The sequence below is a fragment of the Nocardiopsis sp. NPDC006198 genome (assembly GCF_040613895.1).
Taxonomy (GTDB): domain Bacteria; phylum Actinomycetota; class Actinomycetes; order Streptosporangiales; family Streptosporangiaceae; genus Nocardiopsis; species Nocardiopsis tropica.
In genome coordinates this window covers 1-12,870 of record NZ_JBEXSY010000052.1, presented here as the reverse complement: position 1 = coordinate 12,870, position 12,870 = coordinate 1, and the positions used below count along the sequence as shown (strand labels likewise).

8 protein-coding genes are annotated in these 12,870 nt (G+C 71.7%); 4 read left to right on the top strand and 4 right to left on the bottom strand.

From position 1 onward, the window contains the following. Positions 1-28: 28 nt before the first annotated feature. Positions 29-1,681: a cytochrome c oxidase subunit I gene (ctaD, locus tag ABZ234_RS26185; protein WP_355013804.1), complete on the bottom strand. Its 1,653-nt coding sequence runs from the start codon at positions 1,679-1,681 to the stop codon at positions 29-31. A 538-nt stretch (positions 1,682-2,219) separates the two neighbouring features. Here ctaD and ABZ234_RS26180 point away from each other — a divergent pair. Next, positions 2,220-2,405 carry a hypothetical protein gene (locus tag ABZ234_RS26180; RefSeq protein WP_355013791.1) on the top strand — a complete coding sequence of 62 codons (186 nt, stop codon included), beginning with the start codon at positions 2,220-2,222 and terminating at the stop codon, positions 2,403-2,405. After that, positions 2,402-2,626, top strand: coding sequence for a type II toxin-antitoxin system RelE/ParE family toxin (locus tag ABZ234_RS26175; RefSeq protein WP_355013790.1), 225 nt, complete (start codon positions 2,402-2,404; stop codon positions 2,624-2,626). Before ABZ234_RS26180 ends, ABZ234_RS26175 begins: the two co-directional genes overlap by 4 nt. Before the next feature lie 103 nt (positions 2,627-2,729). On the opposite strand, the gene ABZ234_RS26170 is transcribed toward ABZ234_RS26175, so the two are convergent. Beyond that, entirely contained in the window at positions 2,730-3,923 is a 1,194-nt protein-coding gene (locus ABZ234_RS26170; protein WP_355013803.1) for a lactonase family protein, read from the bottom strand. Positions 3,924-4,193: 270 nt separating this feature from the next. Between ABZ234_RS26170 and ABZ234_RS26165 the strand changes: the two genes are divergently transcribed. Together ABZ234_RS26165 and ABZ234_RS26160 are read left to right on the top strand one after the other, a co-directional pair. Continuing rightward, on the top strand, positions 4,194-4,466 hold the full coding sequence (locus tag ABZ234_RS26165; RefSeq protein WP_355013789.1) for a DUF1778 domain-containing protein: 273 nt from the start codon (positions 4,194-4,196) through the stop codon (positions 4,464-4,466). 7 nt (positions 4,467-4,473) lie between these two features. Next, positions 4,474-4,965, top strand: a complete 492-nt coding sequence (locus ABZ234_RS26160; protein ID WP_355013788.1) for a GNAT family N-acetyltransferase — start codon at positions 4,474-4,476, stop codon at positions 4,963-4,965. 51 nt (positions 4,966-5,016) lie between these two features. Here the strand turns inward: ABZ234_RS26160 and hrpA are convergent, their stop codons facing one another. Both hrpA and ABZ234_RS26150 read right to left on the bottom strand, forming a co-directional pair. After that, a complete protein-coding gene (gene hrpA / locus ABZ234_RS26155) occupies positions 5,017-8,997 on the bottom strand; it encodes an ATP-dependent RNA helicase HrpA (RefSeq protein WP_355013787.1) in 3,981 nt (1,326 codons plus the stop codon). A gap of 294 nt (positions 8,998-9,291) precedes the next feature. Then, positions 9,292-12,870 (bottom strand): type I polyketide synthase (locus ABZ234_RS26150; RefSeq protein WP_355013786.1); only part of this gene is annotated, 3,579 nt, incomplete at its 5' end.

Sequence of the window (12,870 nt, the reverse complement as noted above, 5' to 3'; positions counted from 1 at the left end):
TGCGGGGAGGCCCGACTCCTCGGGGCGGTCAGTTCCTCTCGGGGTCCGTGCCCGCCGGGACCGCGGCGTGCGGGTGGTTCAGGTCGAACGCGGGACGCTCCGAGCGGATGCGCGGCAGCGACGTGAAGTTGTGCCGCGGCGGCGGGCAGGTGGTCGCCCACTCCAGCGAGCAGCCGTAACCCCACGGGTCGTCCACGGTGACCTTGGGCGCCTTCCTGGCGGTGATGTACATGTTCCAGAAGAAGATGAGCGTCGAGGCGCCGAGGACGAAGGCGGAGACCGAGGAGATCTGGTTCAGCTCGGTGAAGCCGTCTCCGGGCAGGTAGTCGGCGTAGCGGCGCGGGAAGCCCATGGCCCCGAGCCAGTGCTGGACCAGGAACGTGCCGTGGAAGCCGAAGAACAGCAGCCAGAAGTGGAACTTGCCCAGCTTCTCGTTGAGCATTTTTCCGGTGAACTTGGGCCACCAGAAGTAGAAGCCCGCGAACATCGCGAACACCACGGTGCCGAAGACCACGTAGTGGAAGTGGGCCACCACGAAGTAGGAGTCGGTGACGTGGAAGTCGATCGGCGGGGAGGCCAGGAGCACGCCGGTCAGGCCGCCGAAGAGGAACGTGGCCAGGAAGCCGAGGGTGAAGAGCATCGGCGTCTCGAAGGTGATCTGCCCCCGCCACATCGTGCCGATCCAGTTGAAGAACTTCACGCCGGTCGGGACCGCGATGAGGAAGGACATGAAGGAGAAGAACGGCAGCAGGACCGCGCCCGTGGGGAACATGTGGTGGGCCCACACGGTGACGGACAGGCCGGTGATGGCGATGGTGGCGGCCACCAGGCTCTTGTAGCCGAAGATCGGCTTGCGGCTGAAGACCGGCAGGATCTCCGTGACGATGCCGAAGAACGGCAGGGCGATGATGTACACCTCGGGGTGCCCGAAGAACCAGAACAGGTGCTGCCACAGGATGGCGCCGCCGTGCTCGGCGTTGAAGACCTGGGCGCCCACCATGCGGTCCGCCCCGAGGGCGATCAGGGCGGCGGTCAGGACCGGGAACGCGATGAGCACCAGGACGCTCGTCAGGACCACGTTCCACGTGAAGATCGGCATGCGGAACATCGTCATGCCGGGGGCGCGCATGCACAGGGCGGTGGTGATGAAGTTGACCCCGCCCAGGATGGTGCCGAGGCCCGACACGAGCAGGCCCAGGATCCACAGGTTGCCGCCCATGCCCGGGGAGCGGACCGCGTCGGACAGCGGCGTGTACGCGAACCAGCCGAAGCTGGCCGCGCCTGCCGGGGTGAGGAACCCGCCCACGGCGACCAGCCCGCCGAAGAGGAAGAGGTAGTAGCTGAACAGGTTCATCCGGGGGAAGGCGACGTCGGGGGCGCCGATCTGCAGCGGCATGATGATGTTCCCGAACCCGATGAAGAGCGGGGTCGCGAACAGCAGCAGCATGATCGTGCCGTGCATCGTGAACAGCTGGTTGTACTGCTCGTTGGACATGACCTGCATGCCCGGTGAGAACAGCTCGGCGCGGATGAGGAGCGCCAGGACGCCGCCGAAGAGGAAGAAGGCGAAGGCGGTGATGAGGTACATGTACCCGATGACCTTGTGGTCGGTCGACGACAGCCAGCTGGCGATGAGCCTCCCCTGGCGGGTCCCCCCACCGCCCCCGGTCTCGTCGTACACATCGGGCGCCGTCGATACCTCTGCCACGATTCAAACCCCCGAATACGCAAAACAACGGATAAAAGAGGGCTGTCCGCAGCCGTTTACCGGCCGCCGCGCCCCCGCGGAATCCCTTTTCAGAATCCCAGGGTAACGCTAACGCAGGGCTCGGCTTCGCACGCGAAAGAGAGTCCGTGTTCTCCCGTTGAATACTTCGCTTTTGTTTCGTTCTTTTCCGTTTTGCCGTCGGCCGGGATGATTGCGGGTGATTGTTTTCCCGGAAAGGCAGGGATTCGGCGGGCGCCCGGCTCCGGGGGCGGGTCCGGAGCGGCCGGTCGACGGCGCCGAGGGGCCGGTACCGGCAGGGCCCGCCTCCGGCCGTCGGGGCGGCCGGCCATGCGCGGAGTTCTGCCCCCGGGGCGCCGCCCGGCGCGGTTAGTTTTGTCCGAAAGCCGCCGGGGGCGTGTTCCGGACGAGGCGGGAGCGAACTTCCGAGGCGCCGCCCCTTCGAGGTGACGCGCACCCGCACCACGGGTGATCAGGCGAAGGACAGAGAATCATGACAGCTGAACCGGTCGAACCGGGTGGGATGGCGGCCGAGCCGGCCGAGGCACTGGCCGACCGCGGCCTGGTCCTGGTGTCCGCCGCGTATCCGGAAGAGCTGGAGGACGCCGCCGACAGCGCGGTGATCAACGCCCGCGCCGACGAGGAGACCGTCCCCTTCCGGTTCGAGGACCACGCGTGAGCCGCTACTCGATCGAGGTCAAGGCCTCAGCACGCAAGGAGCTGCGCAAGCTCGACGGTTCGGTGCGCAAGCGCGTCACCGAGGCGATCGCGGACCTTGCCGACGATCCTCGCCCGGACGGCTGCAAGAAGCTCAAGGCCAGGGACGGCTTCCGTATCCGGGTCGGCGACTACCGCGTGGTCTACACGGTGGACGACGGCCGGATCACGGTCGTCGTGTGAAGGCCGGTCCCCGGGACGAGGTGTACGGCCGCTGAGTCCACGGGCCGCTCCGGTCCCGGGCGGGACCGGAGCGGCCACGCGGGCCCCTCGGGCGTCGCGGGGGTCAGGTGGCGGCGCGGCGGATGCGGTTGATGGGGACGGGCAGCACGCAGACCGGGTCCGGGACCCCCAGGCGGTGGCCGGTGTCGGCCGGGATCCCGGTGTCGGGGTCGATGAGCAGGGAGGCCAGGGAGCCGCCGTTCTGGGCCGCCGCCACCAGGTGGTCGGGCTGGCCGCCGTGGCCCCGCACCACGGTGAAGTGGCGGGGCCATTCGCCGCCCGCGGGCGTGTCGGCCAGGTGCTCCAGGCGGGCGCCGCCGTCGCGGACCGCGAACGTGGAGATGACGTCGGCCCCGCGGTTGGACACGTAGACGCGGCCCTCGTAGGTGCTGGTCAGGGGGAGCGCGTCGCCCTCGGCGATCTCGCGGCCCCCGGCCTTGAGCCGGTGCAGGGCGATCTCCGCGGGGAAGTTCCGCCCGGCGGCCTCGTCGGCGGTGGCGGGGACCGAGCCGAGGTGCTCCCCGGCACCCTTCCGGGGGTCCCACAGTACGACGTGCACGCGCGAGTCCAGCTCGCCGGCCACGTAGACGTACCGCCCGTTGACCGCCATGTGGCGCGGACCGGTGCCCGGCGGGAGCTGGACGGTGCGGAGCAGGCCCTCCTCCGGTCGGGGCGCGGCGACCCCCTCCCCGACCCCCGGCACGGCGTAGTGGTGGACGCGCAGCTCGTCGGCGCCCAGGTCCGCGGCGAGCAGGTAGCGAAGGCGCGGATCGTCGGCGTCCTCCACGACCGCGGTGCTGTGCGCGTGCGGGCCCTCCTGCCGGTCGGTGACGGGCCCGCTGCCCCGGTGGGCGAACCGGCCGACCGGGCCGGCGGGGGTTCCGTCCTGTGCCGTGGGGACGAAGGAGACCACGCCGTCGGCGTAGTTGGCGACGGCGACCTGCTCGGGCCCCAGGTCCCGCACGTGGCAGGGGGAACCGCCGCCGGTGGGCACGGCGCCGAGTTCGGTGAGGGAGGCGTCGCCTCCGACCCGGAAGGCCGTGAGGGTGCCCTCGGCCCTCTCGTTGACGGCGTACACCGTGGGCGGCTCGGGCCGGAAGGCGAGGAAGGACGGGCCCGGGGTGCGGGCCGCGACGCCGCCGTCGGTCATCTCGCCGGTCTCGGGGTCGAACCAGACGCGGTGAATCCCCCGGCCCTCCCCCGGCGGGTCGGAGTCGGGGGTGTAGGTCCCCACGAGCAGCAGCCGACGTCCGTCCACCGATCCACCGACCGATTCGCCCACGGGGGAGCCTCGTTTCCGTAGCATGCGTTCGCGATCCAGTGGTCTACACCACCGGCCGCATGCTACAGGTTCCCGTGCGCCCCCGAGGGCCCCGGCTCCCCTCTGCGTCGGCTCCGAGACATGACGGGGACCCCTCCGGAAATCCTCGCGTCTTCCGTACAAGTTCCGTACAATCTCAGACAGCTCCCGGCTGCGCCATCCGACACGGCCGGCCGGGAGGCGCCACCCACACGAAGGAGTCCGCCCATGGGAACCGCCACCGAACGACTGGAAATCAGAGTCACCCCCGAGGACAAGGCCCTGTTCCTCGAAGCCGCGCAGATCCGGCACGAGTCCGCTTCCAGGTTCGTCGCGCGGGCTGCCCGTGAAGCCGCCGAGGAGGTCCTCGAGCACGAGCAGACCACCACGGTCCCCGCGGCGTTCTTCGACGCCATGATCGAGTCCCTGGAGGAACCGGCGCAGCCGATCGAGGAGCTGTCCTCCGCGGTGCGCAGGCACCGCTCCATCGTGAAGAGGTAAACCGACCGTGTTCGTCTGCCAGCCCCTCAGCCGGGAGCACCGGCTCGACTCCTTCACCTGCGGAAAGGAGGAACTGGACTCGTGGCTCCGCGGAAGCGCGCTCCACGCGCGCGCCAACAACACCGCCGCCACCTTCGTGTGGTGCGAGGAGGAGAGCGCAGAAGTGGCGGCCTACTACTCCTTCACCTCCATGACCTTGGAGAGGGACGCTCTGCCCAAGGCCCTGGCGCGGGGCAGTATGCACAAGGTCCCCGCAGTGCTGCTGGCGCGCCTGGCGCTACACACCCGGCACCAGGGCCAAGGACTCGGCCCCGTACTGCTGGTGGATGCCTTCGAGCGGGCGCTGGCGGGAAACGAGATCTTCGCGGTGCGGTTCTTCGTGGTCGACGCCCTGGACGAGGAGGCCCACACCTTCTACGGCAAGCACGGGTTCCGGGGGATCCCCGACAGCATGCGCCTGTACCTCAAGATGAGTGATATCGCCAAGACGCTCGGGTGAGGGCGACCGGCCCCGTCCGGACCACCGGACGGGGCCCTCCGGCTCCGGCGGCTACTGCCTGCCGGCGGCCTTGACGGCCTCCAGGGCCTTCATGATGCGCTTGTCGGAGACCGGGTAGGCGGTGCGCAGCTCCTGCGCGAACAGGCTGACCCGGTACTCCTCCAGCATCCAGCGCAGCTCGGCCACGTCGGCGTCGGCCGCCCGCCCGGGGGGCAGGGACCCGGTGACCTTCGCGACGGCCTGGCGCATCTGCTCGGTCTTGGACATGTTGACCTGGTCGCGGCGCGGGTTCTCCGGCAGCTTGTCCAGGCGGTACTCGATGCCCCTCAGGTAGCGGTGCAGGTCGTCCAGGCGTGCCACGCCCGCGGCGGTGACGAATCCGTCCCCCACGAGGGAGCCGAGCTGGCCCTGCACGTCGTTGAGCGAGGGCAGGACGGCCAGGGAGGTGGTGCCCCTGACCTTCTTGGAGACCTTGCGCCACAGCACCAGGACCCGCGCGACCTTGTCCAGGGTCTCCGCGAGGGTGTCGCCGAGGTCGGCGCGGACCCGGTCCGCGAGCGCGGCGAAGTCGTCGCCGTTCCAGACCGGCCCTCCCTCGCGGGCGAGCAGGTGGTCGACGGCGGCGGACTCGGCGTCGGCGAGCATCGCCTTCACCGAACCGTGCGGGTTGTCGGCCAGAGCGAGCTTGTCCGGGTTGTTGAGCCCCTTGCTGACGGCGAGCGCCGGCGAGGGGATCGTCAGCATGAGCAGGCGCCGGGTCCCGGCCCGCATGGCGGCGCGCTGCTCGGCCCGGGTGTCGAAGATGCGCACCGCGACGCTGTCGCCCTCGTCCACCAGGGCCGGGTAGCCCTTGACCTTGGGGCCGAGCGCCTTGCGCTCCAGGGTCTGCTCCAGCGGACCGAAGTCCCAGGAGGTGATGCCCTTCTTCTCCACGCCCTTGGCCTCCGCGGAGATGGCCTCGCGCAGGCGCGGTTTGAGCTTGGCGCGGAGCTGCTCCAGGTCCTTGGACTCGGCCAGGGTCCGGTTGCGGTCGTCCACCGCGCGGAAGGTGATGCGCAGGTGGTCGGGCACGCGGTCGAGCTCGAAGGCGCTCTCCGGGATCCGGTCCCCGCCCCGGGGCTGGGCCATGCGGGTGAGCTCGGCGGCCAGCGCCCCGGTCAGCGTCCCCTCGTAGGGGGTGAGGCCGGCGCGCGCCTGGGCGGCGTTGTCGGGGACCGGTACGAAGAAGCGGCGCTGCGGCTTGGGCAGCGAGCGGATCAGCGCGGTGACGAGTTCGTCGCGCAGGCCCGGGATCTGCCAGTCGAAGCCGGTGTTCTCCACCTGGTTGAGGAACTTGAGCGGGATGTGCGCGGTGACGCCGTCGGCGGCGCTGCCCGGCTCGAACTGGTAGGTCAGCGGGAACGTGAACGCGCCCTGCCGCCACACGTCGGGGTAGTCGTCCTCGCTGACCGCGTCGACGCCGTCGTTGATGAGCTCCTCGCGGGTGAAGTCGAGGAGCGTCGGCTCGGTCCGACGGGCCTTCTTCCACCAGGCGTCGAAGTGCGCGGCCGACACGACGTCGTCGGGGACGCGCCGGTCGTAGAACCGGAACAGCGTCTCGTCGTCGACGACGATGTCGCGGCGGCGGGCGCGGTGTTCGAGGTCCTCGACCTCGTCGAGGAGCTTGCGGTTGTCGTGGAAGAAGTGGTGCCGGGTCTCCCAGTCGCCCTCGACGAGGGCGCGGCGGATGAACAGCTCCCGGGACAGCTCCGGGTCGATCTTCCCGTAGGACACCTTGCGCTGCACGACGATGGGCACGCCGTAGAGGGTGACGCGCTCGAACGCCATGACGGCGCCGCGCTTGCGCTCCCAGTGGGGTTCGCTGTAGTTGCGCTTGACGATGTCGCCGGCGAGCTCCTCGGCCCACTCCGGTTCGATCCGCGCGACCATGCGGCCCCACAGCTTGGACGTCTCGACCAGCTCGCCCACCATGACGAAGCGCGGCTGCTTCTTGAACAGGGCCGAGCCGGGGAAGACGGCGAAGCGCGCTCCGCGCCCGCCCAGGTACTCGTGCTTCTCGGGGTCCTTGAGGCCCACGTGGGAGAGCAGTCCGGCGAGCAGGGACATGTGGACGCCGCGCGGGTCGGCGGCCTCCTCGCGCAGCGGCGGCACCTCGATGCCCATGGTGCGCAGGACCTGCTTGAGCTGGGAGTGGATGTCCTGCCACTCGCGGACGCGCAGGTAGTTGAGGAACTCCTCGCGGCACAGCTTGCGGAACTGGTTGCCGGACAGCTCCCGCTGGCGGTCGCGCAGGTGGTTCCAGAGGTTGAGGAACGCCAGGAAGTCCGACTCCTTGTCGGTGAACCGGGCGTGGGACTGCTGGGCCTGCTGCTGCTTGTCGGTGGGGCGCTCGCGCGGGTCCTGGATGGACAGGGCGGAGGTGATGACCATGACCTCGGCCAGGCAGTCGCGCTCCTGGGCCTCCAGCACCATGCGGCCCAGGCGCGGGTCGATGGGCAGCTGGGCGAGGCGCCGGCCGGTCTGGGTGAGGCGGCGCTTGCCGCCGCCCTTGCCGGAGGCGGCCTCGGCCTCGGGGTGCAGGGCGCCGAGTTCCAGGAGGAGGTTGACGCCGTCCTTGATCTGGCGGTGGTCGGGGCCGTCCACGAACGGGAAGGCCGCCACGTCGCCCAGGCCGAGGGAGGCCATCTGGAGGATGACGGAGGCGAGGTTGGTGCGCAGGATCTCGGGGTCGGTGTACTCGGGGCGGGACAGGAAGTCCTCTTCGGAGTACAGCCGGATGCAGATGCCCTCGGAGACGCGTCCGCAGCGGCCCTTGCGCTGGTTGGCGGAGGCCTGGGAGACCGCCTCGATGGGCAGCCTCTGCACCTTGGTGCGGTGGGAGTACCGCGAGATGCGGGCGGTGCCGGGGTCGATGACGTACTTGATGCCGGGGACCGTCAGGGAGGTCTCGGCGACGTTGGTGGCCAGGACGACGCGGCGCCCGCTGTGGGAGGACCACACGCGTCTTTGCTCGGAGACCGACAGGCGCGCGTAGAGCGGGAGGATCTCGGTCCCGCGGAGCTTCTTCTTCTCCAGCGCCTCGGCGGTGTCGCGGATCTCGCGCTCGCCGCTGAGGAACACCAGGATGTCGCCGGGCGGCTCGTGGGAGAGCTCGTCGACGGCGTCGAGGATGGCCTGGGTCTGGTCGCGGTCCGTGCCGGGCCCGGGGTTCTTCTCCTCGGGGTCGAGGATGTCCTCCGAGATGGGCCGGTAGCGGACCTCGACGGGGTAGGTGCGCCCGGACACCTCGATGATGGGGGCGTCGTCGAAGTGGCGGGAGAAGCGCTCGGGGTCGATGGTCGCCGAGGTGATGACGACCTTGAGGTCGGGGCGCTTGGGCAGGAGCTGCTTGAGGTAGCCGAGCAGGAAGTCGACGTTGAGACTGCGCTCGTGGGCCTCGTCGATGATGAGGGTGTCGTACTGGCGCAGCATCCGGTCGTGCTGGATCTCGGCGAGCAGGATGCCGTCGGTCATCAGCTTGACCAGGGTGCTGCCGCTGGAGGAGTCGGTGAAGCGCACCTTGTAGCCGACGGTCTCGCCCAGCGGCGTGCCGATCTCCTCGGCGATGCGCTCGGCGACCGTGCGCGCGGCCAGCCGCCGGGGCTGGGTGTGCCCGATGGTGCCCATGACGCCGCGGCCCAGCTCCAGGCAGATCTTGGGCAGCTGGGTGGTCTTGCCGGAGCCGGTCTCACCGGCGACGATGACGACCTGGTGGTCCCGGATGGCCTCGGCGATGTCGTCGCGCCGGGCGCTGACCGGGAGCGACTCGGGGTAGGTGAGCTCGGGGACGGCCTCGCGGCGCAGGTCGACGCGCAGGACCGCCTCGTCGATGTCCTTGGCGATCTGGGCGGCGGCGGAGGCGCCGCGGCGCTCGTCGCGGATCTTGGCGAGGCCGTCGATACGCCGACGGAGCCGGTGCCGGTCCGCGGGCATGAGGTCGCGGAGCCGGGAGCGGAGTGCGTCAGCGGTGGGTGTGGGCGTGGTCGTGCTCATCAGTAGTCAAGAGTAGGAGGGTCGGCAACCGGTTTTCGACGCGGAGCCGGATACCGGAGGAGGACGGTCGCGGCCGGGGCGCTCCGCGAGGTCGGCGGAGGGTTCCCGGGCACGTGGTGCTCAACGCCGGCGGGGCCGGTTCTGTTCCGCGTGGCTCCGGCCCCCGCCCGCGCGTCCCCGGGTCGCGGACGCGGAGCGGCCCCGCCCGGACCGTGTCCGGGCGGGGCCGGGTGCGCCGGGGCCGTCACGGCGAACCGTGGCGGCCCCGGCCGGGAACCGTGGCGTCCGGGGCCGCTACAGGCCCCGGTCGGCCAGCCAGTCGTGCAGTGCGCGGCCCACCACGTCCACGTGCCCCTCCAGCATGGTGAAGTGGTCGCCGGGCACCCGCAGCACCTCGTGCGGGAGCGACCACGTGAAGGGCGGTACCGCGCCGCCGTCCCGGTCGATGGTGGGCTCCTCGGGACGCAGCTGGACGACGGGCGTCTCCACCGGACCGGGCAGCCAGTCACGGAACAGGCGCAGGTAGGCACCCATGGCGCTGAGCCGGACGCCGTCCATGATGCCCAGCAGCTCCCCGCGGGCCACCACGCCCGTCTCGATGGTCGCGAGCGCGGTGTGGTCGGTGGGGTGGGGCGCGTCCATCAGGGCGAGCGTCTCCGGCGTGCGTGCCCTCCCGAGCGTCCGGAGGTGTTCGAGCCGTTCGAGGACGGCGTGCGCCACCCACCCGCCGGAGGAACGTCCGACCAGGATGTACGGCTGGTCTCCCGCGCACTCCAGGACGGCGTCGGCGAGGACCTCGGTGACGGCCCCGATGCTGGCCGGCAGCGGCTCCCCGTCGGTGAACCCGGGCTCGGGGATCACCTCGACCTCGCGCATCCCGCGCACGCCGTTGGCGAAACGGGCGTACTCCTGGACCCCGGAGATCATGAGGATGGACGGCAGGCAGATCAGTTTCGTGCCGCTGCCCTCCTTGGACAGGCGGACGGGGCCCCGCGTCACGGGTGCGTCGTGGACGCCGGTGAAGACGGGCCTGACCTGGGACGCCGCCCACAACAGATCGATCCCCTCGGCGATCCGCCGTTGGGCGCAGGCCTCCACGAACAGGTCCGCCAACCCGTCGAGGGCCCGTCGGGGTTCGGTCCGCGCGGGGGCGGCGCCCCTACCGTCTCCGACCTCCTCCAGGAGGTGGACGGCCAGGGCGCGCGGTGTGGGGTGGGCGAAGGCCAGCCCGGCGGGCAGTCGCAGGCCGGTGGCGGCCGACAGCTGGTTGCGCAGTTCGACGGCGGTGAGGGAGTCGAAGCCCACCTCCAGGAAGGGGGTGTCGGCGTCGACCGCGCCCGTGCCGGCGTGGCCCAGCACCTCGGCGGTCCGGGCCAGCACGAAGGAGAGCACCAGGTCCGTCCGCTGGTCGGCGGGGGTGCGGGCCAGGGCGCCGCGGAGGTCCCCGGCGGTCTCCGCCGCTGCCCCGGCCCGCCGCCGGGGCGGTCGGACGAGGCCGCGGAGCATGGTCGCGACCTTGCCGGTGCGAACGGCCCTGGCACGGGCGCCGGCCAGGTCCATGGGCACCGGCAGCACGTGGGGAACACCCGTGGCGAGGGCGGCGTCGAACAGGGCGAGTCCGTGTCCGGTGTCCACCGGCCCGGCCAGGCCGAGGCGGGCGTAGCGGCTGATGTCGTCCTCGCCGAGGGCGGCGGTCGTCCTGCTGCGCTGGGCCCACATGCCCCACGACAGCGACACCGCGGGCAGCCCGTGCGCGCGGCGGTGGTGGGCGAGCATGTCGACGTAGGAGTTGGCGGCGCTGTAACCGGTCTGGCCGGGGCTGCCCAGGGTGCCCGCCACGGACGAGAACAGGACGAACGCCGACAGGTCCGAGGTGAGTTCGTGCAGGTGCCAGGCGGCGTCGACCTTGGGCCGCAGCACGTCCTCGATGCTCTCGGGGGTGGTCGAGGTGAGCAGGCCGTCGTTCAGGGCGACGGCGACGTGGACCACGGCGGTGATCCGCCGGCCGGCCAGGAGTGCGGCCAGCTGCTTCCGGTCCGAGGCGTCGCACGCGGCGAGGGCGACGTCGACGCCCTTGGCTGCCAGGGAGGTCTCCAGTTCTGCCGCGCTCTCGGCGTCGGGGCCGCTGCGGCTGACCAGGAGCAGGTCGCGGACCCCGTGGTGGTCGACCAGGTGGTGCGTGATCTCTCCGCCCAGGGTGCCGGTGGCGCCGGTGACCAGCACCGTGCCGTCACCGAAGGAGGTGGGGAGTGCCTCCCGGGCGCTGCGCGCCAGACGGGGGGTGAGGACGGCTCCGCCGCGCAGGGCGACCTGGTCGTCGTCACCGCTGAGGACGGCGGTCAGCAGCGCGGAGGTGCGTCCGGGGTCGTCGGTGTCGACGATGGAGAACCGGCCGGGGTGCTCCTGCCCGGCCGCCCTGACGAACCCCCACAGAGGCGCGTGCACCAGGTCGGGGACATCCTCGCCGGGGCCGGTGGCGACGGCCCGGTGGGTCAGCAGAACCTGTCGCGCGTCGGCGACGCGTTCGTCGGCGAGGAGGCGCTGGGCCTGGTCGACCGCCTGCACGAGAGCGGTGCGCACGTCGTCCGGCGTCGGGGCGAGGGGCGTGGAGAGCCTCGGCAGCAGGACGCGGTCCGGGACCGGGGCTCCCGCGTCGAGCGCCCGGGTCAGGGCGTCGGCGTCGTCGTAGGAGCGGACGGTGTGCCCGGCGGCGGTGAGCGCCGTCGAGCTGTCGAGGATGTCCTCGCCCAGCACGGCCCAGACCTGGGGTTCGGCGGACGGGGAGGCGATGGTGTCGACCCACTCCACGTGGAACAGGTCGTCCGCCGGCTCGGGCGCGGCGCCCGGTCCTCCCGTGGGGGCCCGCAGGGTGAGGGAGTCCACGGTGGCGACGGGGGCGCCGTGGGCGTCGGCCAGGGTCATGGCGACCTCGTCGGCGCCGAGGGGCCGGACGTGGACGCGCAGGGCGGTGGCTCCCGTGGCGTGCAGGGTGACGCCGTTCCAGGAGAAGGGCAGGCGCACGCCGTCCGCGGGCATCCAGGGGGCGCAGCCGAGGGCGTGCTGGGCGGCATCGGAGAGCGCGGGGTGCAGGCCGAAGCGCTCGGCGTCGGACCGCTGGGCCTCGGGCAGCTCGACCTCGGCGTACACCTCGTCCCCGTCGATCCAGGCACAGGTGAGGCCGCGGAAGGCGGGGCCGTAGTCGTAACCGATGGCGGCGAGGCGGGTGTAGAGGTCGCCGACGGGGACCGGTTCGGCTCCGGGGGGCGGCCACGCCCCGAGGTCGTCGGGGACGCGGTCGGGTTCGGGGGTGAGGGTGCCCGCGGCGTTGCGGGTCCAGGGGCGATCCCCCAGGTCGGAGGTTCGGGAGGCCGGGCGCGAGGAGACCGAGAAGGAGCGTCGGCCCCGGCCGTCGGCGGCCTCGACGAGGATCTGGAACTGGACGGCGCCGCTCTCGGGCAGGAGGAGGGGCGCCTGGACGACGATCTCCTCCACATGGGGGCTGCCGAGGCGGTCGCCCGCGTTGAGGGCGAGTTCGAGGAACGCCGTGCCGGGCAGGAGGACGCTGTCCCCGGCGGCGTGGTCGAGCAGCCAGGGGTGGGTGGTACGGGAGACCCGGCCCGTGAAGAGGGTGCTCCCGGTGTCGGCCAGGGACAAGGCGGCGCCGAGGAGGGGGTGCTGCTCCGGCTCCAGTCCGGCGGAGGTGACGTCGCCGCGCGAGCGGTCACCGGTCATCCACAGGCGCTGTCGTTGGAAGGGGTAGGTCGGCAGCTCCACCACACGCGCCCCCCCACCGAACACCGACGACCACTCCACCCGCGCGCCGTACGCGAACGCCTGCGCCAGAGAAGCCAGGAACCGCTCCCCGCCCCCCTC

What these genes read in the sequence shown, in the direction of transcription:
- ABZ234_RS26180 (WP_355013791.1), top strand. Translation starts at nt 2,220, where the DNA reads ATGACAGCTGAACCGGTCGAACCGGGTGGGATGGCGGCCGAGCCGGCC.
- ABZ234_RS26165 (WP_355013789.1), top strand. Translation starts at nt 4,194, where the DNA reads ATGGGAACCGCCACCGAACGACTGGAAATCAGAGTCACCCCCGAGGAC.
- hrpA (WP_355013787.1), bottom strand. Translation starts at nt 8,997, where the DNA reads ATGAGCACGACCACGCCCACACCCACCGCTGACGCACTCCGCTCCCGG.